Origin of the sequence: Bifidobacterium felsineum (assembly GCF_002802915.1) — a bacterium.
Lineage (GTDB): Bacteria > Actinomycetota > Actinomycetes > Actinomycetales > Bifidobacteriaceae > Bifidobacterium > Bifidobacterium felsineum.
The window spans coordinates 184,759-209,652 of sequence record NZ_PEBJ01000003.1 but is presented as its reverse complement, the minus strand read 5'-3'; the positions used below and the strand labels follow the sequence as shown (position 1 = coordinate 209,652).

General features: G+C 58.4%; 18 protein-coding genes. 9 read left to right on the top strand and 9 right to left on the bottom strand.

Translation table 11 applies throughout. The features are described from left to right. Nucleotides 1–180: 180 nt before the first annotated feature. From purE to CSQ86_RS07240, 7 genes are all read left to right on the top strand, one after another. Nucleotides 181–681: a 5-(carboxyamino)imidazole ribonucleotide mutase gene (gene purE, locus CSQ86_RS07270; RefSeq protein WP_033889581.1), complete on the top strand. Its 501-nt coding sequence runs from the start codon at nucleotides 181–183 to the stop codon at nucleotides 679–681. Further along, nucleotides 665–1,843 (top strand): 5-(carboxyamino)imidazole ribonucleotide synthase, encoded by a 1,179-nt coding sequence (purK, locus tag CSQ86_RS07265; RefSeq protein ID WP_100494449.1) that lies wholly within the window; start codon nucleotides 665–667, stop codon nucleotides 1,841–1,843. Before purE ends, purK begins: the two co-directional genes overlap by 17 nt. 9 nt (nucleotides 1,844–1,852) lie before the next feature. After that, nucleotides 1,853–2,245 carry a Fur family transcriptional regulator gene (locus tag CSQ86_RS07260; protein ID WP_100494448.1) on the top strand — a complete coding sequence of 131 codons (393 nt, stop codon included), beginning with the start codon at nucleotides 1,853–1,855 and terminating at the stop codon, nucleotides 2,243–2,245. Nucleotides 2,246–2,414: 169 nt separating this feature from the next. Beyond that, nucleotides 2,415–3,320 (top strand): metal ABC transporter solute-binding protein, Zn/Mn family, encoded by a 906-nt coding sequence (locus CSQ86_RS07255; RefSeq protein WP_100494447.1) that lies wholly within the window; start codon nucleotides 2,415–2,417, stop codon nucleotides 3,318–3,320. 276 nt (nucleotides 3,321–3,596) lie between these two features. Next, nucleotides 3,597–5,669, top strand: coding sequence for an LTA synthase family protein (locus tag CSQ86_RS07250; protein ID WP_100494446.1), 2,073 nt, complete (start codon nucleotides 3,597–3,599; stop codon nucleotides 5,667–5,669). A 169-nt stretch (nucleotides 5,670–5,838) separates the two neighbouring features. Beyond that, a complete protein-coding gene (locus CSQ86_RS07245; protein WP_100494445.1) occupies nucleotides 5,839–8,457 on the top strand; it encodes a glycoside hydrolase family 2 TIM barrel-domain containing protein in 2,619 nt (872 codons plus the stop codon). Continuing rightward, on the top strand, nucleotides 8,447–9,967 hold the full coding sequence (locus CSQ86_RS07240; protein WP_100494444.1) for an aldehyde dehydrogenase family protein: 1,521 nt from the start codon (nucleotides 8,447–8,449) through the stop codon (nucleotides 9,965–9,967). The genes CSQ86_RS07245 and CSQ86_RS07240 overlap by 11 nt, the downstream gene beginning before the upstream one ends. Here the strand turns inward: CSQ86_RS07240 and CSQ86_RS09735 are convergent. From CSQ86_RS09735 to purF, 5 genes are all read right to left on the bottom strand, one after another. Beyond that, nucleotides 9,954–10,304 carry a hypothetical protein gene (locus tag CSQ86_RS09735; RefSeq protein WP_133119275.1) on the bottom strand — a complete coding sequence of 117 codons (351 nt, stop codon included), beginning with the start codon at nucleotides 10,302–10,304 and terminating at the stop codon, nucleotides 9,954–9,956. The two genes, CSQ86_RS07240 and CSQ86_RS09735, sit on opposite strands and share 14 nt — an antisense overlap. A 514-nt stretch (nucleotides 10,305–10,818) precedes the next feature. Next, nucleotides 10,819–11,541: a C40 family peptidase gene (locus CSQ86_RS07230; protein ID WP_243387707.1), complete on the bottom strand. Its 723-nt coding sequence runs from the start codon at nucleotides 11,539–11,541 to the stop codon at nucleotides 10,819–10,821. A gap of 250 nt (nucleotides 11,542–11,791) precedes the next feature. Next, nucleotides 11,792–13,060: a phosphoribosylamine--glycine ligase gene (purD, locus tag CSQ86_RS07225; RefSeq protein ID WP_100494442.1), complete on the bottom strand. Its 1,269-nt coding sequence runs from the start codon at nucleotides 13,058–13,060 to the stop codon at nucleotides 11,792–11,794. 66 nt (nucleotides 13,061–13,126) lie between these two features. Next, nucleotides 13,127–14,164, bottom strand: a complete 1,038-nt coding sequence (gene purM / locus CSQ86_RS07220; protein ID WP_100494441.1) for a phosphoribosylformylglycinamidine cyclo-ligase — start codon at nucleotides 14,162–14,164, stop codon at nucleotides 13,127–13,129. Between the two features lie 50 nt (nucleotides 14,165–14,214). Continuing rightward, entirely contained in the window at nucleotides 14,215–15,726 is a 1,512-nt protein-coding gene (purF, locus tag CSQ86_RS07215; protein ID WP_100494440.1) for an amidophosphoribosyltransferase, read from the bottom strand. Between the two features lie 306 nt (nucleotides 15,727–16,032). Here purF and CSQ86_RS07210 point away from each other — a divergent pair, with 306 nt between their 5' ends. Continuing rightward, complete coding sequence (locus CSQ86_RS07210) at nucleotides 16,033–17,664, top strand: Y-family DNA polymerase (protein WP_243387705.1); 1,632 nt, start codon at nucleotides 16,033–16,035, stop codon at nucleotides 17,662–17,664. Next, nucleotides 17,661–17,879, top strand: coding sequence for a hypothetical protein (locus CSQ86_RS07205; RefSeq protein WP_100494438.1), 219 nt, complete (start codon nucleotides 17,661–17,663; stop codon nucleotides 17,877–17,879). Before CSQ86_RS07210 ends, CSQ86_RS07205 begins: the two co-directional genes overlap by 4 nt. 12 nt (nucleotides 17,880–17,891) lie before the next feature. Here CSQ86_RS07205 and CSQ86_RS07200 read toward each other — a convergent pair whose 3' ends face one another. The 4 genes from CSQ86_RS07200 to CSQ86_RS07185 all read right to left on the bottom strand — a co-directional run bounded on the left by CSQ86_RS07200 (nucleotide 17,892) and on the right by CSQ86_RS07185 (nucleotide 24,882). Continuing rightward, a complete protein-coding gene (locus tag CSQ86_RS07200) occupies nucleotides 17,892–18,869 on the bottom strand; it encodes an aldo/keto reductase family protein (RefSeq protein ID WP_100494437.1) in 978 nt (325 codons plus the stop codon). A gap of 303 nt (nucleotides 18,870–19,172) precedes the next feature. Then, a complete protein-coding gene (locus CSQ86_RS07195) occupies nucleotides 19,173–20,375 on the bottom strand; it encodes a lactonase family protein (RefSeq protein WP_100494436.1) in 1,203 nt (400 codons plus the stop codon). A gap of 74 nt (nucleotides 20,376–20,449) precedes the next feature. After that, a complete protein-coding gene (locus CSQ86_RS07190; protein WP_100494435.1) occupies nucleotides 20,450–21,013 on the bottom strand; it encodes a DNA-deoxyinosine glycosylase in 564 nt (187 codons plus the stop codon). A 116-nt stretch (nucleotides 21,014–21,129) separates the two neighbouring features. After that, nucleotides 21,130–24,882 (bottom strand): phosphoribosylformylglycinamidine synthase, encoded by a 3,753-nt coding sequence (locus tag CSQ86_RS07185; protein ID WP_100494434.1) that lies wholly within the window; start codon nucleotides 24,880–24,882, stop codon nucleotides 21,130–21,132. Nucleotides 24,883–24,894: the final 12 nt, after the last annotated feature.

Below are 24,894 nucleotides of genomic sequence, written 5' to 3'. Positions count from 1 at the left end.
GGATTTCGTGAGGTGTAACGCACATATTTCACTGAAGAATGGCGTGTTTTCGGTAGTTCTCACTGTTGGAATATGTGCGTTTTTGCGTGTTTTTCCTGCACGGTTGCAAGACGCTTCGATTCTGTGCAAGGGCAAGCGTACAGTGAGGGCATATTCTCAATAACTAGGGAGTAAATGATAATGGCAAATGAAACCAAGCCCCAGGTCGCCGTGGTGATGGGTTCCTCCAGCGACTGGGAAACCATGAAGCGCGCCTGCGATATTCTCGACCAGTTCGGCGTTGCTTACCATAAGCAGGTCATCTCCGCACACCGCACACCGGAGCTTATGGCGGACTTCGCCCACAACGCTCGCAAGAATGGCCTCAAGGTCATCATCGCCGGTGCCGGTGGCGCCGCCCACCTGCCGGGCATGATCGCAGCCCAGACCACACTGCCGGTGATTGGCGTGCCGGTCCGCTCCCACGCCTTGTCTGGTTGGGACTCCCTGCTCTCCATCGTGCAGATGCCGGGTGGCATCCCGGTGGCCACCACCGCCGTGGGCAACTCTGGTGCCACCAACGCCGGTCTGCTCGCCGTGCAGATGCTATCCGCGTTCGATGAGACCCTGGCCCAGAAGCTTGAAGACTACCGCAACGAACTGAAGGAAAAGGTGGCCGAATCCAATGCCCAGCTTGTCTGAGGAAACCAACGGGCGCGTCTCCATGCTGATGCCGGGCTCTACCATCGGCATCATCGGTGGCGGGCAACTGGGCCGCATGATGGCTCTGTCCGCTCGCTACATGGGATTCCGCGTCGGTGTGCTCGACCCCACGCCAAACTGCCCGACCGCTCAGGTGGCCGATTTCCAAATCACCGCCGAGTACGACGACAAGACCGCCATCCATGATCTCGCCGTGCAGTCCGACGTGCTCACCTACGAGTTCGAAAACGTGGATGCCGACGCCATCGATGAGGTTCGTGGCATCGCCGCAGCCCCGCAGGGCACCGATTTGCTGCGCGTCACCCAGCATCGTGTGCATGAGAAGCAGTTCATCAACGACCACGGCACCGCCACCGCCCCGTGGCGTGCGGTCAACAATTTCGATGAACTCGACGCCGCGCTGGACGAAATCCACTACCCGGCCGTGCTGAAGACCGTCTCCGGCGGCTATGACGGCCACGGTCAGATGGTGCTGCGCTCCGACGCCGATCTGGAGAAGATCCGCGCCCGCGGCGATCGCGGCGGCGGCTTCCCGCCAAGCATTCTGGAAGGCTTCGTGGACTTCGCGTTCGAAGCCTCGATTCTGGTCTCCGGCAACGGCAAGGACTTCGTGACCTTCCCGATCGTGCGCAACGAGCACCGCAACAACATTCTGCATATGACCATCGCGCCGGCCAAAGTCAGCGAACATGTGGCCCGCGAAGCTCACGAACTGGCCATCCGTCTGGCCAAGGGCTTCGAGCTCGCCGGCACGCTCGCCATCGAGCTGTTCATCACCAAGGATGATCAGGTGATCGTCAACGAGCTCGCGCCACGCCCGCACAACTCCGGCCACTACACCATCGAGGCCTGCTCGATGGACCAGTTCGACGCGCATATCCGCGGCATCGCCGGTTGGCCCATGCCTGAGCCGCAGCTGCTCTCCCCGGCGGTCATGGTCAATGTGCTTGGCCAGCATGTGGAGCCTACTCGCGCGCTGATCAAGGACCACCCGGAGTGGAACGTGCACGACTACGGCAAGGCCGAAGTGCGTCACGACCGCAAGATGGGCCATATCACTGTGCTCACCGACGATCCGGAACGCACGGTCGCCGATCTCGAGGCTACCGGCTGCTGGAATGATCTGAAGAAGAAGGCGTGACCTTATCGCATGGTTGAACATATAGAACGTCAGACCAAGCAAAAGGACGCGATTCGTGCGGCACTTGCCGATTGCGAGGAGTTCATCTCCGCCCAGGATCTGCACCGCAGGTTGGAGGATGAAGGCTCTCGCATCGGCCTGGCCACCGTATACCGTCAGTTGAATGCGCTGGCGGATGCGGGCGCGGCGGACACGATCAGGCTCGACGGCCAGCAGCTGTTCCGCCTGTGTGGCGACGACGGGCACCATCACCATCTGGTGTGCAAGAAGTGCGGGCGCACGGTGGAGATCGACCCACCAAGCGAATCCTGGTTGCGAAAAGTGGCCGAAGGGCACGGTTTCACCGTGGAATCCCACACGCTGGAGGTCTTCGGTCTGTGCCCGGAGTGCCAAAAGCGCTGATCGCTGATTGCGGCCTGATTATTTGGTGGAAAGCCGGACCCTGTGTATGCAAGGTCTGGCTTTTTGCATCGACACGCCCAAAGAACTGAAAATGATAATGGTTCTCAATAGATGCTATAGTGCAATACGTCAACCGAAGTAATCACAAGGTAGAAGAGGAAACAACGGTATGACTGCATGGAAGAAGATCACGGCTCTGGCTGTATCGGGATTGATGATTGCTGGATTGGCGGCGTGCGGCTCAACGGGTTCGAGCGCAGACGGCGCCGCTGAGGCGAACGGCGGCAAGCTCGAGGTCGTGGCATCCATCAACCAGTGGGGCTCCTTGGCCGAAGACCTTGGCGGCGACCACGTCGAAGTCACCAATATCATGAATAAGACCAACGTTGAGGCCCATGATTATGAGCCCACGAGCCAGGATGTGGCCAAGTTCCATTCCGCACAAGTCGCCATCGTGAATGGTGCCGATTATGATTCCTGGGCCGCCAAAGCCGCGCAGGATACCAAGGCCACATTGGTTACCGCCGCCGAAACCGCAGGAATCAAGGATGGCGACAATCCGCACGTCTGGTTCTCCGCCAAGGTGCGCTCCAACACCGCCGACGCCATCACCGCCGCCTATCAGAAAGCGGATTCGGCGCATAAGGATGATTATGCCGAGCTCAACAAGGATTGGCATGCCAAGGCGGACAAGCTTGAAGCCAAAATCAAGGAAACATCAGCGAAGACAAAGAGCCTGCCCTATGCCGCCACCGAATCCGTAGCCGCATATCTGGCCGATGACCTTCAGATGAAAGACGCCACGCCCAATGGCTATGCGCAGGCTTCCGCCAACGAAAGCGAGCCGACGCCAACCGACATCAAGAAATTCCAGGATGCACTGAAATCCGGCAATATCAAGATGCTGGTGCTCAATACTCAGGAATCCAACTCCACCACCGAGCAGATTGTGGATGCCGCGAAGAGCTCCGATGTGCCGATTGTGGAACTTACCGAACAGATGCCTGCCGAATACGCTGATTTGCTTGATTGGATGAACGCATTGGTCGATCAATTCGCGGCCGCTGCGCAATGATTCGCCGCACAAGCAATGACGCTATGCGGTAATCCACTGCAATGCGTGTAATGCGTAAGGCGCAGTTTGGTGATTCGGCAATAATATTACGAAAGAACTGCGCACTACGTACCCCGGGTGTCTTGGATGAAGATCCAAGGCACCCTTTGCGTTAGGGTGAATAGTTAGGAAACGGTAAGGGAAACCTCGGTGATATGGATTTTCCAAGGTTGAGCGGCAACAATATGCCATTGGATAAAACCGAGACACGATACGACTGTTAGAGACTGTAGGCGAATGAGCGAAAACACCAGTAACACCACATCGAAGTTCCGTTGGCGGCTCTGGGAAAACCGGGCCGAGGCGGATGAAGTCACTCCGAAGCACCCGCATAAGTCTTTCCCCGGCTGGTTGTACGGCGTGCTGTTCGTTGTCTTCGATGTCATTGCGGTGGCGGCGTTGGAAATTGGCGTGTCTTCCAGCTCCACCCGTGTGCAGGTTTCCAGCCCCACGGTCGGCTTTGGGTTCGTGAGCAAGATGTGGACCGAAGGCAATTTCGTGTTCCTGCTTAACGTTCTGCTTGTCGGGCTCCTCTACCTTATGCTGCTGATGCTGTTCAACCGATTCTGGACGGCAAGCATCGTAATCATGGGAGCCGGCATCTTCGTGGCGGCCATCGAACACTTCAAAGTGGAGATTCGGTACGAAGCCATTCTTCCCGCCGATCTTGGCTTCCTCGGCTCCAACACCGGCAATATGCTCACGTTCATTCCGGCCGGCGCGCATGTGACGATTCTTGTGGCGCTCGGTGCTTTCGCCGCATTGCTGGCGCTCGTACTGATGCTACGCCATATTGATGGGCGTAAAGGCCATATGATTCGGTCCAAGAATATGGGGCTCAATCTTGCGTCCCGGCTGATCCTGGTCCTGCTGCCGCTGCTGGGCTTCTCCTTGTACTGCATGCAGGTGAGCACCACTGACTCCTGGGCGAACAAGCTATCCCAAGGCATGGGAGACATGCCATCCATGTGGGATTCGGTCTACGATGCACAGCGCAATGGTCCGCTTGTGGCATTCACCCGCCAGCTCAATCCGAAAGTCATGGACAAGCCGGACAACTATTCCGAAGAGACGATGAAGGAGGTCGCGGCCCGATACCAGAAGGCGGCCAAGCAGATCAACACCTCCCGCTCCAAGAACCTCACCGATTCGACCGTGGTGTACGTGCTTTCCGAATCCTTCTCCGATCCGAGCCGCGTGCCGGGCCTCAAGGTCAACAAGGATTCCATGCCGAACATCCGCAAGATCAAGGAAGGCACGACTTCCGGCCTGATGCTTTCCTCCGGTTACGGCGGTGGTACGGCGAACCTTGAATACATGGGGCTTTCCGGTCTGAGCATGGCCAACTTCGACTCCTCCCTGACCAGCCCATACCAGCAGCTGGTGCCGAGCGCGCATTGGGCACCCACCATCAACCAGATGTGGGGCGCGCCCGCCAATTCACTCGGCTACCATCCGTACGAGTCCAGCATGTATTCACGCGCCACGAACTACAAGAAGTTCGGCTTCTCGCACTTCTACACGCTCACCGGGCCGGACGTGATCAAGTATCAGGATAAGATCGACGATTCGCCATACGTCTCGGATAAGTCGTCTTACGATTCCGCACTCGAGGGCATTAAGTCCGGCAAGGCAAACAAGTTCATCCAGATCATCACGATGCAGAACCACATGCCCTACCACGAGTGGTACAAGAACAACGACTACACCGCCGAATCCACCACCGGCACCCCGCTGGAGAAGGACGAGCAGGAGTCCATCGAGACCTACCAGAAGGGCGTGGAAATCACCGATCAGGCCACGCAGGAGTTCCTGGATGAGCTCGATGCACTCGACAAGCCGGTCACTGTGGTGTTCTATGGCGACCATCTGCCGGGCATTTATTCCTCCGCCAGCCAGGACGATAACAATTCCCTGGCCCTGCACCTGACCGACTACTTCATCTGGTCGAACAAGGCCTCCAGCTCGCAAGGCAACAAGACGGACGATGCCGCCTACTCGTCGCCAAACTTCTTCGTGGCGCAGGCCGCCGAGCATATGGACGCCAAGGTGTCGCCGTATCTCGCCTTCCTGACCGAGATGCATTCGAAGATCGCGGCCATGGAACCGCCTGTGGTCAACAAGATTCAGGGGTGGGACCGCATTCCCGAGGGCCAGAACATCTATCTGGATCAGAATGGTAATCCGATGAGCGAGGATGACTTCGACGAGGAGACCCAGCAGCTGCTCGCCGATTACAAGCTCATCCAGTACGACATCACCGCCGGCAAAAACTACCTCAAAGACACGGACTTTATGACGTTGCCGTAAAGCAAATCGGCCGAAATGCTGCAAAACACGGGCTCAAATTGACGTTCTGGCGTATTCGAAGCGCCAAATAGGACGGATTGAGCTTCCAAAACGTCCATTTTGTGCTGTGAATTGCCGGAAACGTCCACTTCAGTCCGTAATTTGAAGCCAGAATATCTACAATAAAGCCATGAAGCGCGTCAATATCAATTCCGGTTGGCAGTTCCGTTCTATTGGCGGTAAGAGAAGTGGCCGCAAGGGAGCGTGGCAATCCATCACGCTCCCGCATGACGCGATGATTCATGAGCCGCGCACCCCGCGCACCGGCAACGGCTACAACACTGGCTATTATCCAGGCGGCACCTACGAATACCGCACCACGCTCGATTTCGTAGACCCGCCGGCCGCATGCCTGCTCGAATTCGAAGGCGTCTACCCAGGCGCCGCAGTGCTGGTCAACGATGAGCCGGCCGGCGAACTCACCTATGGGTACGGTGACTACTATTTCGACATCGCGAGCTTGCTGCACGCCGGCGCCAATGCCATCACCGTGCTTGTGGACAACTCCCATGTACCGAACTCCCGCTGGTATTCCGGCTCGGGCATCTACCGCCCGGTATGGTTGTGGACGGCTGACTCAGCCGATGTGATTCGCCCTGATACTGTGCGCATCAATACGACCATTGCCGAGGGGAGTATGCAAGACGCCAACGCTGCTGCAACGGTGTCTATTGCGCTCGATGATCCGCTGATTCTCGGCCAGTATGTCAGTGTTGTGATTACTGATACCGACGGCAATGCCGTGACCGAATTTCAGGATGGTAACGGCACGATTGACCACGCGCAGCTGTGGTCTCCTGATTCGCCTGCGCTCTACACCGCGCACATCACGTTGCATGACGCTGACGGCATCATGCTCGATACGCATGAAGAACGCTTCGGCATCCGCACATTGACCTGCGATGCGCAGCATGGCCTATGCATTAATGGCAAACGCGTGATTCTCAACGGTGGATGCGTGCATCATGATAACGGCATCCTTGGCGCGGCAACTCTGCCTCAGGCCGAATACCGACGTGCGCGCATTATGAAAGACCAAGGATTCAATGCCATCCGCTCCGCCCATAATCCGCTTTCCAAAGCTTTCCTCGACGCCTGTGATGAGCTGGGATTGCTGGTGATGGACGAGGCGTTCGACATGTGGTGGATGCATAAAACCAGCTATGATTACGCCGGCTCATTCCGCGAACATTACGCTGATGACCTTGCCGCAATGATATGCAAGGACCGCAACCATCCCAGTGTGGTGCTGTATTCCATCGGCAACGAGATTGCGGACACCAAGTCGCCGCGTGCCGCCGAGGCCGCACGTTCGATGCGGGATATTATTCGAGGGCTTGACCCTACTCGGCCGGTAATCGACTGCGTGAATCCGATTTCGTTGACGATGGCGGCGAAAACCCAGGCCGGTATGGACCAGCATGATGCCAAAGTGGAAGGGGAGCCCGGTCTCAACACCACGCTGGAGCATGCCTCCGGTCCGGCACTGCTCACCGCCATCGATAAGCTGATGCCCGCGGCGCTCGCCACCGGCATCATGCAGCGGCAAACCAGCGATGTATTCGATGAAGTGGACGTGGCTGGATTGAATTACTGCCGTCAAGGGCCGGAACGATTCCACCGCAAACATCCCGACCGCGTATTCTGCGCCAGCGAGACATACCCGCAAGAGATTGCCTATACTTGGCCGGACGCCCAGCGTCTGCCATATTTCATCGGCGACTTTGTCTGGACCGGTTGGGATTACATTGGCGAGGCGTCGGTAAGTGCATGGGCCTATGCCAACCCAGAACCGTATGGCTGGATGCGTGAATACGGCAATCGCATGGCCATCCGCGGGCGCGCAACCGGACCATATCGCCGGTATCCGGGATTGCTCGGAGGCTCTGGGCTTATTGATATCACCGGTATGCCCACTGGCCAAATGCTGTATCGGCAGATTGTGACGGGCGCTCGCCGCACGCCCGCCATTACGGTACGCCCGATGCAATTGCTCTACGGTGACGGAGCCACGCGAGCCGGGCGTACCTCTCGGTTCATTGAACGCGGGCATGACGGTGTGGAAAGCTGGTCGTGGGCCGGTTATGAAGGTCGCGAGGCGATTGTGCAAGTGTTTTCCGGCGGCAAAACCGTGCAGTTGACGCTCAATGGCAATGTGGTTGGTACGTCGCCGGTGCGCCAATGCATGGCTGAATTCCATGTGCCGTATGAGCCGGGAGAGCTGATTGCCACGGCTTATGATGCGCATGACCGCGCGATTTCCAGCAGCACGCTCACTTCGGCAGGACCGGCGATGCAAATCACCACGCAATTCGAGCATGTGGTGAACCCATACCCTGACAGTGACCCACGTTGGGAAGCCAGCGAACTCATTTTCGAATCCATCGCGCTGACTGATGCCGATGGCGTGGTGCATGTGACCGATGATCGGCGCATCACGGTGCTGCCAGGCGGCAGTGTAGTTGTCGGCGCGGCGCTATCGGATGATGGTGCCTCTGCTGATCGACGTCAATCATATGTTCCACATGATGTTTCACACGATGGTGCATCGGCGGAGGGGGTGCTCGCACACACCTCGCATGTCAATAATGAATTGCAGGAATTACTGAGTCACGCCGAACTATTGGGCGTAGCCAGCGCCAACCCCATCACCTTCGACGAACTCACCGGCAACGCCTGCACCACCTATTTTGGCCGTGCCCAGGCTATTTGGCGAGTGCAGCCGGAAAGGCATGCTTATGTATCCTGAATCCTTTACTCAACTGAAGCGCGCCTATGCATCGGGCCGCACGAGGCCTTTGACATGGCGCCGCGAGCAATTAGATGCGCTGCGTCGCATGATCGCCGAGCACGGTCACGATTTCATCGCAGCCGAGACGGCCGATTTGGGTAAACCGGCTAGCGAAACCGTGCTGATGGAACTGAATCTGATCTCTGCCGAAGCACGATTCGTCCGCAACCGTATGGGGTTCTGGTCAAAGCGACAATACAAGCCGATGCCATGGTCCCTGCAACCGGCGCAAGGATGGACCATCGCCGAGCCGAAAGGCGTGGTGCTGATTATCGCGCCTTGGAACTATCCGGTGCTGTTGGCTCTTGAGCCACTCGCGGATGCGATTGCAGCCGGTAATGCCGTCTGCATCAAGCCTTCCGAGTTGGCGCCTCACATGTCAGCATTGATCGCCAAGCTGGTTGCGCAATATCTCGATCAGGAAGCAATTACCGTTGTGGAAGGCGGGCCAAAGGAAACCGGCGAACTACTGGACTGCGCATTCGACCATATCTTCTACACCGGCGGCGAACGCGTCGGTAAGATCGTCATGGCCGCCGCAGCCAAGCATCTGACGCCGGTCACGCTGGAACTCGGAGGCAAATCGCCGTGCTTCGTGGACAATACCGTTGACCTGAACGTTGCCGCCCGGCGCATCGCATGGGGCAAGTTCTCCAACGCCGGCCAGACCTGCGTGGCCCCCGATTACGTGCTTGTCACGCCGGACATCGCTGAAGCGTTGGCCAAGCGCATCTCCGTAGCCGTAACCGAGTTCTACGGCGAAAATCCGGAAACGTCAGAGGATTACGGCCGCATCATCAACGATCGTCATTTCGAGCGATTGCTGAAGCTCCTGCCCGCTGGAACGGTACCACCGCAAGAGCCCAGTTCGCCTCTGATCAAAGCCGCGTCCGCAGTCGGCGCAGCTGCCGAGATGGTCGGACGTCGCATCAATGTGGGACTTGATGCCCTTGCTTCGCGCAAGGCTCAGCAGGCTCCGGGCGTCATCGATTCCGCAGGGCGACTGGTATGCGGGGGAGCGGTGAACCGTGAAACCCGGTATATCGCACCTACCGTATTGCTCGGCACACAGCCGTATGCGCCGGTGATGAACGAAGAGATTTTCGGCCCGATTCTGCCGATTTTGGTGGTCGAAGATGCTGATGCCGCCATTCGATTCATCAACGCTCGCCCGCGCCCGCTTGCCGCATACGTGTTTTCGAATCGTCGTGCGGTGAGATTGGCATTTGAGCGTCGTACCTCATCGGGCTCACTGGGCTATTCGCTGACGTTGGCTCAGCTGTTGTCCAGCAGGCTCCCCTTTGGCGGCGTTGGCGCTTCGGGCATGGGCGCTTACCACGGCAAGACAGGCTTCGAGACATTCAGCCATATCAAAACCGTGGTCGCCAAGCCGCAGTTCCCCGATACGTTGAAGTTGGTTTACCCGCCACTGGACGAGTTCAAGACCAAACTCATCAAATTCCTGTAGCCGCAACCGTCGCGATGCAGCCATTGCATGTACCCGGCTGGACCGCCCTCTGCGACCAACCTGCCAAATGAGGAAATGCGATGCGTGAGGGGGCATGGTTGACACCCGGCATGGGTTTACGGTACTGGTAGTCGCGGGTGGTGTCGAGGGTTTGTTCGGCGAGAATCTTTCCGGTGACCGGGGCGATGATGGTGATGATGCCGTGGGCGATTTCCAGTTCCACGGTTTTGTCGGCGTTCTTCCTGCCGACGTTGACGGTGCGCCGTCCGTCCGCGATGATTTTTGCATGATGCAGCCGTTTTTGCTGACCTTGTGGAGTTTGGCGGGGCGGTGACATCGGCGCATACGGGTTCCGTTCGTTCGGCGGCGGACCCCGAGTCCGCGTCCAAACCCTTGACAATCAGTTCCCGTCGAATCGCGACGATCCGTTCGACCTCCCGTTCGCATCGGCGCTTCAGCTCGTGCGCCCACTGGCGCGTCACCCCATATCGTCGGCTCGCTTCCGCGAACGGCACGTCCGAGAGGATTGTGTTGACGATGGCCTTGTTGCGCAGGAACTCACTGCGAACATCCCCGTTGTCTTCGACGGATGTTGATGCCGACTGTTGCAATTGTGTATCCATACACCGGTCAAACCGACAGACCGTAAACCATGCTCTTATGCCGAACGGCAAAAAATCTGCCTGATTCTGTAAAAAATCGAGGATTTTCAACGGTTTTGTGGATTGCGGTAGGTTTTACGGCTCATAATGCCACAACAGGTATAGCAAAGGGGGTTGCCGCCGAGTGGATGAACCACTAGCAGCAACCCCCTTTGCTATACGGCTATACGGTATATACGCGTAGAAATGTTATTGCAGCACTCGGTAATAAGTCATGCCGCTCATCACCGGAGTGACCTGCGTGCCCTGAGCCGGGTTCATTGCGTGAATCATCATGCCGTTGCCAATGTAGATGCCAGCATGAGTGGAGCTGACCATCAAATCGCCAATCTGGGGAGTGGAGACTCGCGTGCCAGCCGAACCCTGGTTGGCGGCGATGCGAGGCAAGGTAATGCCGAAGTGGGCGAATACATACGAGGTGAAGCCGGAGCAATCCCAGCCGCTAGGAGTGGTGCCGCCGTACACGTATGGAGCGCCTTGGAACTGTAGTGCATAAGCCACCAAGTCGGAAGCGTTACCGGAGACCGGGGCATCCGCAGTGGCCGTAGAGGTGCTCGTAGTGGTAAGGGAAGAACGAGAAGCGCTGCGGCTCGCAGCTGCGGATGCCGCTGCCTGAGCCTCAGACTCGGCTTTTGCCTTGGCTTCCGCATCTTTCTCCGCCTGAGACTTGGTCTGCGGCACATTCAGGGATTCAACGTCACCCCAATCACCAGAGGCGTCGGTGGAAGTGGATTCCACGCCGACGGTGATATGGCGGGTGGTCTTGACCGCAGGAAATGCGCGTGAGGAAGCTACCGTGTTGGAAGTTGCTTCAGCAGCGGTGGCCATAGGAACAATACCCATCGGAAGAGCGAAAGCTGCAACGCAGGCAGCGACAGCGGCGAATTTACCGGTGCGATTGATATTCAGCATAAAGTGCAATAATTCCTTCCGGACAAACTGCCACTAACTATAGCTTTGCCCCTGTACCTATCAGTTTTCGTAGGCACAGGGGCAAATCCATGTGTGCTTTTTACTTCAGCTTGCTGAATGTGTGAGGACGCTCCATCATCACACATTCAGGTTCCTGAAGTAGCAGAAGTAGTGCAGCTGCAAGGCGCGTCGAGGAAGGCGTACGAAAGTACGTCGACGAGACCGCAACGCAGCAGATGTGCTGCTTCTGCTACTTCAGGGCTTTGAAGCCGATATCGTGGCGGTAGAACAAGCCACGAAGTTCGAGCTTGTCGATAATCGCATAGACCTTGTCCTGTGCGGACTTGATGTCCGGGGCGGAAGTTTCGACGAGCAGTACGCGGCCGGAGTTGGCCACAAGACCACCCTTGCCGTCGGAGACGACGCCGGCGTAGAAGACGTGGGAATCCTCGTCGACATCGATTTCGGGCACGCGGGCACCCTTGATCACATTCTCCGGGTAGCCTTTGGAGGCGAGCACCACGCCAAGAGTGGCGTTGGATTCATTCCAAGTGAATTCGGGGGTACCGCCGTTCAGGATGGCGTTGATGCCGGCGCCGAAATCAGAGGTGAGCTTCGGAAGCACGACTTCGGTTTCCGGGTCGCCGAAGCGGGCGTTGAACTCGATGACCTTCGGGCCATCGGCGGTGGCGATTAGGCCGGCGTAGAGGATGCCGGTGAACGGGGTGCCTTCCTCGGCCATGCCTTCGACGGTGGGGCGCACGATCTTCTCGATGGCCTCGTCGATTACAGACTGCGGAATCTGCGGGACCGGGCTGTAAGCACCCATGCCGCCGGTGTTCGGACCCTCGTCGCCGTCGTAGGCGCGCTTGTGATCCTGGGAGATTGGCATCGGCCAGAATTCAGTGCCGTTGACGAAGCTCATCAGGGAGAATTCCTGACCCTCGAGGAAGTCCTCGATAACCACCTTGGCGCCGGCGGAGCCGAAACGGTGGTCGACGAAGATGTCTTCAAGAGCGCGGATGGCGGTGTGTAGGTCCATGGCCACGGTCACGCCTTTGCCGGCTGCCAGGCCGTCAGCCTTGATGACGATCGGGGCGCCATGCTCGTTCACATAGTCCTTGGCGAGCTCCAGATCGCTGAAGGTCTGGTACTTGGCGGTGGGGATGTTGTGACGCTCCATGAGCTGCTTGGCGAAGTCCTTGGAGCCTTCAATCTGTGCGGCGGCCTTGCTCGGGCCGAATGCCTTGATGCCTGCTGCGGCAAAGTCATCCACGATGCCTTCGATCAGCGGCACTTCCGGGCCGACGAAGACCCAGTCGTAGTTGTTTTGCTGTACGAAATCGATGAGCGCGGCATGGTTGGACTGGCTCAGCTGAGTGATGTGGATGCCGTCCTTGGCCATGCCCGGGTTGCCCGGAGCGACAGTAACCTCATCAACGCTGGGGGACTTGAGCAGTGTGTACGCAATGGTGTGTTCGCGTGCGCCGGAGCCGATGACGAGAACTTTCTGACCCATGATTGTCCTTTCCAATGAGTTGGCTCCCCATCAAGTGAGGGGAGCCAAAATGCGAATTGCTAAACGTTACTTAAGCGTGATCTGCGTGCCGTCGGTGTCCTTGGTGATTTGACCGATCACGTAGCCGGTCTCACCGTTGGATTCGAGCAGCTTCAGGGTTTCGTCGGCGCGCTCCGCCGGAACGGCGAGCACCATGCCGATGCCCATGTTGAAGATGTTGTACATCTCCTTGTGATCGATGTCGCCGGCCTTCTCCAACACGTTGAAGATTGGCAGCACAGGCCAGGAGCCGAGGTTGATTTCGGCGGCGAGGCCATCCGGAATCATACGCGGCACGTTCTCGATGAAACCGCCGCCGGTGATGTGAGCCACGCCCTTGACCACTCCGGCCTTGAACAGCGGGGAGAGGGCCTTCACGTAGATCTTGGTCGGGGTCAGCAGCACGTCGCCGAGCTTTTCGCCGCCGAGCTCATCCAGTTCGGTGTCCACGGTGTAGCCGGCCTGCTCGAACAGGGCCTTGCGCACCAGGGAGAAGCCGTTGGAGTGCACGCCGGTGGAAGGCAGGCCGATCAGGGTGTCGCCTTCGGCGATGGTGGAGCCGTCCACAATGGCGGACTTTTCTGCCACGCCCACGGAGAAACCGGCCAGATCGTATTCATCTTCGTCGTACATGCCTGGCATTTCAGCGGTTTCGCCGCCGACCAGTGCGGAACCGGCCTGAACGCAGCCATCGGCCACGCCGGCCACGACCTGCTCCAGCAGGGCCGGATCGTTCTTGCCGCAGGCGATGTAGTCGAGGAAGAACAGCGGTTCAGCGCCCTGAGCGGCGATGTCATTGACACACATGGCCACGCAGTCGATGCCGATGGTGTTGTGCTTGCCGACCATCTTCGCCACCATAAGCTTGGTGCCTACGCCATCAGTGCCGGAAATCAGCACCGGCTCCTTGTAACCCAGGGAAGCGAGGTCGAACAGGCCGCCGAAGCCGCCGATGCCGCCCACCACGCCAGGGCGGTTGGTGCGAGCCACATGGGACTTGATGCGCTTGACGACTTCGTATCCGGCTTCGACGCTAACGCCGGCGTTTTCATATGCTTTTGGCATGAAAGGGCCTTTCTTTATACGTATTTGGGCTTGAGCTGTTTGCTGTTGTTCTATTCGTTTTCGGGCTGCACGGTGTTGTATTCGTTGCCGATGTACTTGCTCTTGTACAGTGCGAATTCAGGCAGACGAACGCGGTCTTCCGGAGTGAGCGACTTCAGGAAGTCGGCCTCATAATCATCGAGAGCGGTGGGGTAGTCGCCATTGAAGTAGGCCACGCACAGACCACCATAGGGTGCGTCGGCGTTCAGGCCGATGGATTCCACCAATCCGTCGAGGGAAAGGTAGGCCAAAGAGTCGGCGCCGATGTAGTCGCGGATTTCTTCCACGCTCATCTTGGCGGCGATGAGTTCCTTCGTAGTGGAGATGTCGATGCCGTAGAAGCAGGGGTACTTGAGCGGCGGGGAGCTGATACGCATGTGCACTTCAGCCGCACCGGCTTCCTTGAGCAACTGCACGATGCGCTTGGAGGTGGTGCCGCGCACGATGGAATCATCGATGACGATGACGCGCTTGCCCTTGACTACGCCGCGCACGGCGGAAAGCTTCATGCGCACGCCTTGTTCGCGCAGCTCCTGCGTGGGCTGGATGAAGGTGCGGGCCACGTACTGGTTCTTAATCAGACCCATTTCGTTGGGCAGTCCGGCGGCTTCCGCATAGCCGGAGGCGGCGGAAAGGGAGGAATTCGGCACGCCGATGACCATGTCGGCATCCACCGGGGATTCGGCGGCCAGACGTGCGCCCATACGCTTGCGGGCGGAATGCACGTTGACGCCGTAGATATCGGAATCCGGGCGGGCGAAGTAGATGTATTCCATCGAGCAGATGGCCAGCTGCGTGTTGTTGGTGTACTGAATGATCTTGTAGCCGTGGTCGCTGACCACCACGATTTCACCCGGGCGAATGTTGCGTACCAGTTCGGCGCCGACAACGTCCAAGGCACAGGTTTCGGAAGCGAGCACATACGCGCCGTTCTTCATCTTGCCGAGGGAGAGCGGGCGGAAGCCGTTCGGGTCGAGGGCGCCGATCATGGCGTCTTCGGTCATCAGCAGGTAGGCGAAACCGCCGTGCACCGTGTTCAGGGCCTCCTTGAGCTTGTCCATGAAGGTGCGCTGGAGGGAGCGGCGGATCAGGTGCATGAGCACTTCGGTATCGGAATTCGAATGGAAGATCGCGCCTTCGTCTTCAAGCTTGCGGCGAAGCGACGGGCAATTCGTCAGATTGCCGTTGTGGCACAGGGCCACATCGCCATCATGGAAACGGAAGATGAACGGCTGGATGTTGTCCGTGGTGCCGGAGCCGGCCGTGGCGTAACGCACATGGCCAATGGCGCGATTGCCCTTCAAGCGTTCGATTTCACGCTCGTCGCTGAACACCTGGGTGAGCAGACCGAGTCCGCGGTGTCCGATGAGACGGCCGTGATCGTTGGAGACAATGCCGGCACCTTCCTGGCCGCGGTGTTGCAGTGCGTGCAGGCCGAAATAGGTGAGTCGGGCGGCGTCGGGATGGCCCCATACGCCGAAGATGCCACATTCCTCATGAATGTCTTCGAGTTCAGCCGACAAGCCAAAGCTCCTTTTCAAGCAGGGGGATTCACTACCTGTTAACCCTACCAATCGGCGGCTACATTACCGTGGCTTCCCGCAGTGATTGACGCGCCGGGCGATTTGTGCGAGGAAACCGAACGGATTCGCACAATCGCACATATTGCATAACGGCTGCATACCTTGGTTTATCGAAGCGGCGTGTTCGATTGGGGATTTCGAATTCTTGCACGGTTCTTATTGAGAATGATTCGCTGCAGTGCATCGAACAAATGTTCGACTATTTTGCTATGATGGAAACTGCTGTTGATGGAAGGAGGTGTAGGCATGGGTGCCCGGCATGACCATATATATCTGGCCATTGATCTGAAGTCCTTCTATGCCTCCGTGGAATGTGCGGCGCGAAGACTGGACCCGCTGACCACGCATCTGGTGGTGGCGGATGAAACCCGCACTGATAAGACCATTTGTTTGGCCGTCTCTCCGTCGCTGAAGGCGTACGGCATTCCTGGGCGGCCTCGTTTATTCGAAGCCAAGCAGCGGTTGGCTCAAGTCAATATGGAGCGAGCGGTTCATGCCCCAGGTGGCCGGCTTGTGGGTGAGTCATATCGCGCTCGCGAACTGGCTGCTGATCCAAGACTGAAAGCCACCATGCTTATCGCGCCTCCACGCATGGCGCACTATATGGAGGTCAGCGGCCGAATTTACGGCATTTATCTGAAATATGCTGCGCCTGAAGACATTCATGTCTACTCGATTGACGAAGTGTTCATCGACGCCACGCCATATCTACGTGCGTTGCGTATGACGCCGCATGAGATGGCCAGGTCCATTGTGCGGGACATTCTTGCCGAAACCGGTATCACGGCTACGGCGGGCATCGGCACCAATATGTATCTGGCCAAAGTGGCGATGGATATCGTGGCCAAGCATATGCCTGCCGATGGGGATGGCGTGCGCGTCGCCGAACTGGATGAGATGTCATACCGACGATTGCTATGGAATCATCGCCCGTTGAAGGATTTCTGGCGGGTGGGGCGCGGTTATGCGCGCAAGCTGGAGAAAATCGGGTTACTGACCATGGGTGATATCGCGCGGTGTTCCATAGGCCGTGCGTCGGATTATTACAACGAGGATCTGCTGTACCGCATGTTCGGCGTGAACGCGGAGCTGCTTATCGATCATGCGTGGGGCTGGGAGCCGTGCACGATTGCGGATATCAAGGCCTATGAGCCGGAGGCGCACAGTACCAGCATCGGTCAGGTGTTGACTGGGCCGGCTGTGTTTCGCACGGCTCAGTTGATCACTAAGGAGATGGCGGATGCGCTCGCGCTTGATTTGGTGGGCAAAGGGGTCAAAACCAATCGACTCACGCTGGTTGTCGGCTATGACATCGGCAGTCTTGATGCACGAAAGCTCGATGATTGCGAGGATTCTGTCATGCGGGCGTTGGCGTCTCGTGCGGCCAAGGAATATAAAGGGCCGGTCGCCTATGACCATTATGGGCGAAAAGTGCCCAAGCCTGCGGTCGGCTCCATTGGATTAGAGGATTACACAGCATCCGCGGAACATATTCGCAAAGCAATGGCGTTGCTCTTTGAGCGCATTGCGAACCCGTTGCTATTGGTGCGGCGCATCACGGTGATTGCCGATGATATAGCCACACCGACAGAACTTGCGGCTGGTAAGCGATATGAGCAGCTTGATCTGTTCGAACAAACGGGACCGGGCCTCGAAACCAATGCGGAGCCGGGGCAATGCCGGGAAGTCGATACCGTAATGCCGGTACAGGTTGGTGCTGATGCAGACGATCGGACTGAGCGTGGCGGAACCATTGAGCAAACGCTGCTCGATATCAAACAACGTTTCGGCAAAAACGCCGTGGTGAAAGCCATGAATATGGAGAAAGGGGCTACCGGCATAGAACGTAATGGACAAATCGGAGGCCATCGCGCATGACATTGAAGGAAACCCACGAATATGATGACATCATCAACATGCCTCACCATGTGTCGCGCAGACATCCGCAGATGCTGCGAAGCAAACGCGCTGCGCAGTTCATGCCGTTTGCGGCGCTAACGGGATATGAGCAGGTGCTCGAGCAGACGGCAAAAAGCGCCGAAACCGCCATCGCCGTGGCGGAAGCGCAAGGCGATAGCGATTTCGGCGCGTAATGCGGCGGGCTGTCAGCCCACGTGACGCTCGAAGCGGTGGAAGCCGGTGATCTTGTCGATTTCGGCCATGGCGTCAGCCGGAATCTCGAAGCCGGAGGCCTTCATGTTGTTCTCCAGCTGGCTCGGCTTGGAGGCGCCGGCGATGACGCAGCTGATTTCCGGGTGCTGCAGGATCCAGGCCATCGAGAGAATTGGCAGGTTGGTGCCGAGCTCGTCGGCCACCTTGCGCAGCTGCTCGACCTTGTCGAGGTTCTCATCGGTCAGCAGGTCGTTGATCTGGTGGTCGGACTGCCAGGTGGCGCGGGAGCCGGCCGGCAGCGGCTGACCCTTGCGGTACTTGCCGGTCAAGAGGCCCTGGGCGAGCGGGGAGAACGTAGTGATACCGATGCCGAGCTTGCGGCAGGTGCCCATGATCTCATGCTCGATGTAACGGTCGTTCAGGTTGTACTGCGGCTGAACCACGGTGATCGGGTAGAGGTTGTAGCGGTCGATGATGCGCTGTGCCTCTTCCAGACGAGCGGAGCCCCACTCTTCGGAAACGCCGTAGTAGAGCACCTTGCCTTGGGCTACGAGGTCGCTCATGGCGCGAAGGGTTTCGGTCAGGTCGGTGGTCTCGTCGAAACGGTGGCAGAAGTACATGTCCAGATAATCGAGCTGCATGTTCTTCAAGGTCTGGTCGATGCTTTCGAAGATGTGCTTGCGGGAAAGCCCGCGATCATTCACGCCTTCGCCGGTGGGGAAGAAGACCTTGCTGGAGATCACCAGTTCCTTGCGTGGGTATTCCTTCAGCACTTCGCCGAGGAATCGCTCCGCTGCGCCGCCTGAGTAGGCATCGGCGCAATCGAAGAAGTTGACGCCGCTGTCATAAGCCAGCTTCACGGTCTGCTTGGCCACGTCCTCGGCAGCGGTGCCTTTGAGGTCGGTGACCCAGCTGCCCAGTGCAACCTCGCTGATTTTCAGACCGGACTTGCCAACGCTGCGATACTTCATTGTTGCTCCTTCGTTGCTGTGTAGGTGCGGCCCATGGTTTGCGGTAGGCTTTCCATGCTCGCACATGCCATTTATCGATAATATCACGGTATTCCCGTGAGCGTTAACAATTCACATTGAAACAGTTCAACCACACTTGAACGCAAATCGCGTGCCAATAGCCGTGTCGCAATCCCGAGAATGATCCGTGAAGAAGATCTGAGTGTGTCGCCTTCTGGCAATTCGGTGTTGAACAGCTTTCAGCAAACCGTTCAACACCGGATTGCTGGGAACTCGCAACGGTGCTGCAGCGGACCGATAGCGCTAGAGCTGCACGAATACGGTGGGCGAGCCGGAAGACAGGTCCGCAACGCGGGTTGGCATGCCATCTGTATCAAGCTGGAATACGGTCACATTATTGGAAACCTCATTCGCTACCAACAGTAGATTGCCGAGCGGCAGAATATGGCGTGGGCGACTGCCGCCACAATCAATGCCTCGGCCCTGCCAGCTATGTTCACTGGTTGGAGCCAAACGATGCAGCTGTTCTCCATCCCAACCCAACGCCACGATGCGTTCCGAACCGCGAAGTCCAACATAAGCAACTCCTGAAATCTCGCTTGCCGCAGCGTCATCAGACCGCAGCGAACGCCGAGGCACAAAAGCCAGTGATGCCGCCTGGTCGATCGGATCTCCGCCTAGCTCAATGGTTTGCAATACCTGGATATCGATAGGTGTGTCTGCGTCGGCAGCAGGGCCAAGCAATGTGACCGTATTGCCCCACTCGCCGACTACCGCCACGCGCCAGTCGTGCGCAGTGGTGTTGTCGGCTACCGGCAGTAGATGTATATCGCGCGGGCCGGTGCCGGGCGCCAGCTGTACAGCACTGTCACGCATCAATTGGCCGGACTCCCAGTGATGCACATAAATGCGGTCCGCACCCAAATCAGTAGATAACACACGGCCATCCGGCAGAGGAAGAATCCAATGCGCATGAGGTCCTTCCTGAGCAGGCAGCGGGCCATGACCTTCACCTGCCATAACCTGTGCGGCATCAAGTACCGCCCCATTGTCGGCGATCGGATACACGCAGACATGCCCATCCGCGTAGTTGGCCACAATCAGATGTTTTGCTCCAAGATCATCAACGGCAATTACAGCGTGAGTGGGGCTTTCACCCTGCGCTGCCACGCGAGAAAGCTCGGTGAGATGGAGCCCGGCAGCAGTGTGGGCGCCCTGACCAATAGCCTCCAGAACATCAATGTGGAATGCGGCCACCTCATTGGTGTCTTCCAATACGGCGTATAGCCGATCACCATCACGCTCGATCCACGTGGGGGAGGGCACGTCGGCCAGCACGCCCGCTTTGTGAAGTGCGACAGAAGGAGCGCTGTTGCCATCGTTTGCTGTCGAGACAAAAATCTCCAATGTTTCTATACCTGGGCAATTTGAGCCGCGGATACTTCCAAAACCGCCAGTAAGTACAGTTGCATAACCATTGTTGTCAATCACAGTTGGCTGAGTCATGCTACCCAATCTACTCCTGAGCCAATCCTGTGAGCCGAGGCTTACTGGAATTTGCAAGGATTTGCCGGACTAGCTCATCTCATGTTCACTGATACGCCGGCGGCGCGAAAGGCATTACGATAAGCAGCGATCAGGTCCGGCAAACGCATCGCAGCATTGGCCGGACTGGTGGACGGCAGCGGTGTCATGCCAATATCGATGCCGGCGGCGGCCAGATTCGGTGCAATCAGTTTGCGATACAGCTGTGCGGCTTTCGCGCCGGTAGTGAAAATATGCGATATCGGAGTGCTATGCAGCATCGGAACCAAGTCGTTGGGTATGGCGTTGCGAATACTTGCGTCGCTCGCTCCGGTGATATCGCAGGAGGCGATGACATCCCACAGAGCAATGCCGTGCTGCAAGGCAAAATCGCAGCGAGATTCCGGGGTATCTCCGGCACGATCGGTCAGATCAGTGGGTTCGGCGAACAATGCTTCCATCACCGGCCAGAACCGATTGCGCGGATGCATGTAATAGAACGCTGCTTCGCGAGATTTCGGGCTTGGCATTGACCCGAGAATCAGGATTCTCGATTCGCTGTTCCACACTGGTCCGAACTCATGTTCCACATGAGTGAGCTGCTTGGTCGATGTGTTCATACCAGCTATCTTATGGTCGCTATGACTGATCAGAAGTTTCAACAACTACAAGAAAGGGGAGGTCCGAAGACCTCCCCGATACTAGATTTATTCGATTGCGTCTAGTGGATGAACAATCATGCGGCGAAGTATTCCACGCCGGCCTCGAAGATCGGCTGGTACTTGTCGCCGGGCACGTTCACGTACAGGCCGTTGCCGGAACGCTCGGAGTGGCCCATCTTGCCGAACACGCGGCCGTCCGGGCTGGTGATGCCTTCAATGGCCAGGAGCGAACCGTTCGGGTTCACATCGAGGTCCATGCCGGGCACGCCCGCCTCGTTCACGTACTGGGTGGCAATCTGGCCATTGGCCTTGAGCTGAGCCAGCACCTCGTCGGAGGCCACGAAACGGCCCTCACCGTGGGAGATGGCCACGGTATGCACATCACCTACGGAGGTCTTGGCCAGCCACGGGGACAGGTCGGAGGCCACGCGCGTGCGCACCAGACGGCTCTGGTGGCGGCCGATGGTGTTGAACGTCAGCGTCGGGCATTCAGCGGTCATCGGCACGATGTCGCCGAACGGTACCAGACCTAGCTTGATGAGAGCCTGGAAGCCGTTGCAGATGCCGAGCATCAGGCCATCGCGGTTCTTCAGCAGGTCGCGCACGGCCTCGGTCACGGCCGGAGCGCGGAAGAACGCGGTGATGAACTTGGCGGAACCATCCGGCTCATCGCCACCGGAGAAGCCACCAGGAATCATCACGATCTGGCTTTTGTTAATCTCCTCGACCAGAGCGGCGGTGGATTCAGCCACGGCAGCCGGGGTCAGGTTGTTGATCACCAGCGTGTGGGCTTCGGCACCGGCACGCTCGAAGGCGGCGGCGGAATCGTATTCGCAGTTGTTGCCCGGGAACACCGGGATGATGACACGCGGCTTGGCCACGCCGGCACCCGTGTACACGGTCTTCTTCACGCCAGCGGTCTCAGCATGGAAGTCGACGGTCTCCACAGTCTGGCCCTTCTCAGCACCCTTGGAACGGTACGGGAACACGGACTCGATGCCACCCTCCCAAGCGTTCTGCAGCTCGGCCAAGTCGATGGTCTCGCCGGCGGCGCTGAATGCGTACGCTTCGGTGGTCACACCGATTTCGCTCACCTCAACCAGGTTGGAGACGGCCGGAACCTTCTCGTTGTCCTTGAGCTCCACAATGAACGAGCCATAAGCCGGGGCGAACAGATCGTCGGCGGTGATGCCATCGTTCAGGTCCACGCCGATGCCGTTGCCTACGGTCATCTTGAACAGGGCCTCGGCAGTGCCGCCGTAACCCGGAGTGGAAACAGCCAGAGCCGTGTGGAAGTCGGTGAGCTCCTCGACCAGTGTGAAGGCCTCAAGCAGCGCATCCTTGTCCGGAGTCAAGCCATCGGCCAAGTAACGCGGTGCGATACGCACGATGCGGTGGCCAGCACCCTTGAACTCAGGGGAGGTGGCGCGCTTCATGTTGCCCACGGCCACAGCGAAGGAAATCAGCGTCGGAGGCACATCCAGATCCTCGAAGGAGCCGGACATGGAATCCTTACCGCCGATGGCGCCAGCGCCCAGATCAACCTGAGCCATCAAAGCGCCAAGCACGGCGGCGGTCGGCTTGCCCCAACGTTCCGGCTCGTCGCGCAGCTTCTCGAAGTACTCCTGGAAGCTCAGATATGCCTTCTCATGTTCGAAGCCAGCGGCCACCAGCTTGGCCAGCGACTCGACCACGGACAGGTAAGCGCCGGTGAACTGGTTCTTCTCCATGATGTACGGGTTGAAGCCCCAAGCCATCGCGGAGGCAGTGGTGGTCTCACCGAACACCGGGAACTTGGCCACCATAGCCTCGTTCGGTGTGAGCTGCTTGACGCCGCCGAACGGCATCAGCACAGTGCCGGCACCGATGGTGGAATCGAAACGCTCGGACAGACCCTTGTTGGAGGCCACATTGAGGTTGGTCACCAGAGCATGGAAACGATCGGAGAGAGAACCGGTGGTCCATTCGGACGGCACGGCGTATGCCTGCTGAGCCTCGACGTGCACGATCTGGTGCTTGGAAGCACCGTTGGAGGCCAGGAACTCGCGGGAGAGGTTCACGATCTCGTCGCCGTTCCAGGTCATCACCATGCGCGGATCCTCGGTCACGGTGGCGATCACGGTGGCTTCGAGGTTCTCCTCGCAGGCGTAACCGAGGAACTCGTCCACATCCTCGGCGGCCACGTCCACGGCCATACGTTCCTGGGATTCGGAGATGGCCAGCTCGGTGCCGTCCAGTCCTTCGTACTTCTTCGGCACGGTGTTCAGGTCCACGTACAGGCCGTCAGCCAGCTCGCCGACCGCCACAGACACGCCGCCGGCACCGAAATCGTTGCAGCGCTTGATCAGACGGCAGGCATCACCACGGCGGAATAGACGCTGCAGCTTGCGCTCCACCGGAGCGTTACCCTTCTGCACCTCAGCGCCATCGAGCTCCAGAGACTCCACGTTATGAGCCTTGGAAGCGCCGGTGGCACCACCAATGCCGTCGCGGCCGGTGCGGCCACCTAGCAGGATGATCTTGTCGCCCGGAGCCGGGGTCTCACGGCGTACATGGTCGGCCGGGGTGGCGGCAACCACAGCGCCAACCTCCATACGCTTGGCTACGTAACCCGGGTGGTAGATCTCATCCACCTGGCCAGTGGCCAGACCAATCTGGTTGCCATAGGAGCTGTAGCCGGCGGCAGCGGTGGTCACCAGCTTGCGCTGTGGCAGCTTGCCTTCCAAGGTCTCAGAGACCGGAACGGTCGGATCGGCGGCACCGGTCACGCGCATGGCCTGGTACACGTAGGAGCGGCCGGACAGTGGATCGCGGATGCAGCCGCCGATGCAGGTGGCGGCACCACCGAACGGTTCGATTTCGGTGGGATGGTTGTGGGTCTCGTTCTTGAACAGGAACAGCCAATCCTCATCGTGGCCGTTCACATCAACCTTGACCTTGACGGTGCAGGCGTTGATTTCCTCGGACTCGTCGAGGCCAGTGAGGATGCCGTTCTTCTTCAGCCACTTGGCGCCGATGGTGCCCATGTCCATCAGGCACACCGGCTTGGCGTCGCGGCCAAGCTCGTGGCGCATTGCCAGATAACGGTCAAATGCAGCCTTAACCACGGCGTCATCGATGTTCACGTCGTCCAGTTCGGTGCCGAACGTGGTGTGGCGGCAGTGGTCGGACCAATAGGTGTCGATCACCTTGATCTCGGTGATCGTAGGCTCACGGCCCTCCTCGGCGAAGTACTTCTGGCAGAATTCCAGATCGGCGAGGTCCATGGCGAGACCGCGCTCGTCGATGAACTTCTGGCCGGCTTCGGCATCCATCTCGTCAAAGCCCTTGATGACTTCCACCTTGCCGGGCACCGGCACCTGGGTCTTCAGGGTTTCCTTGGTGTCCAGGCTCGCCTCGCGGGCCTCAACCGGGTTGATGACGTAATGCTTGATGGTCTCAACATCGGCATCGGTCAGATCGCCTTCGAGCGCGTACACCTTGGCAGAGCGCACGGTCGGACGCTCACCCTGGGAGATGAGCTGGATGCACTCGGCGGCGGAATCAGCGCGTTGATCGAACTGGCCGGGCAGAAACTCGGTGGCGAACACCTTGTCCGAGCCGAAATCGGGCAGGTCGTAGGAGACGTTGTCCACCTGAGGTTCGCTGAACACGGTGGGCACGGTCTGGTTGAACAGGTCTTCGGAAATGCCTTCGGCATCGTAACGGTTGACGATGCGCAGGCCCTTCAAGCCCGTGACACCCAGAATGGTGCGCAGTTCGCCGGCGAGCTGCTGCGCTTCGACGTCAAAGCCGGGCTTCTTTTCCACATAGACGCGGAAAACCATGGAAATCCTTTC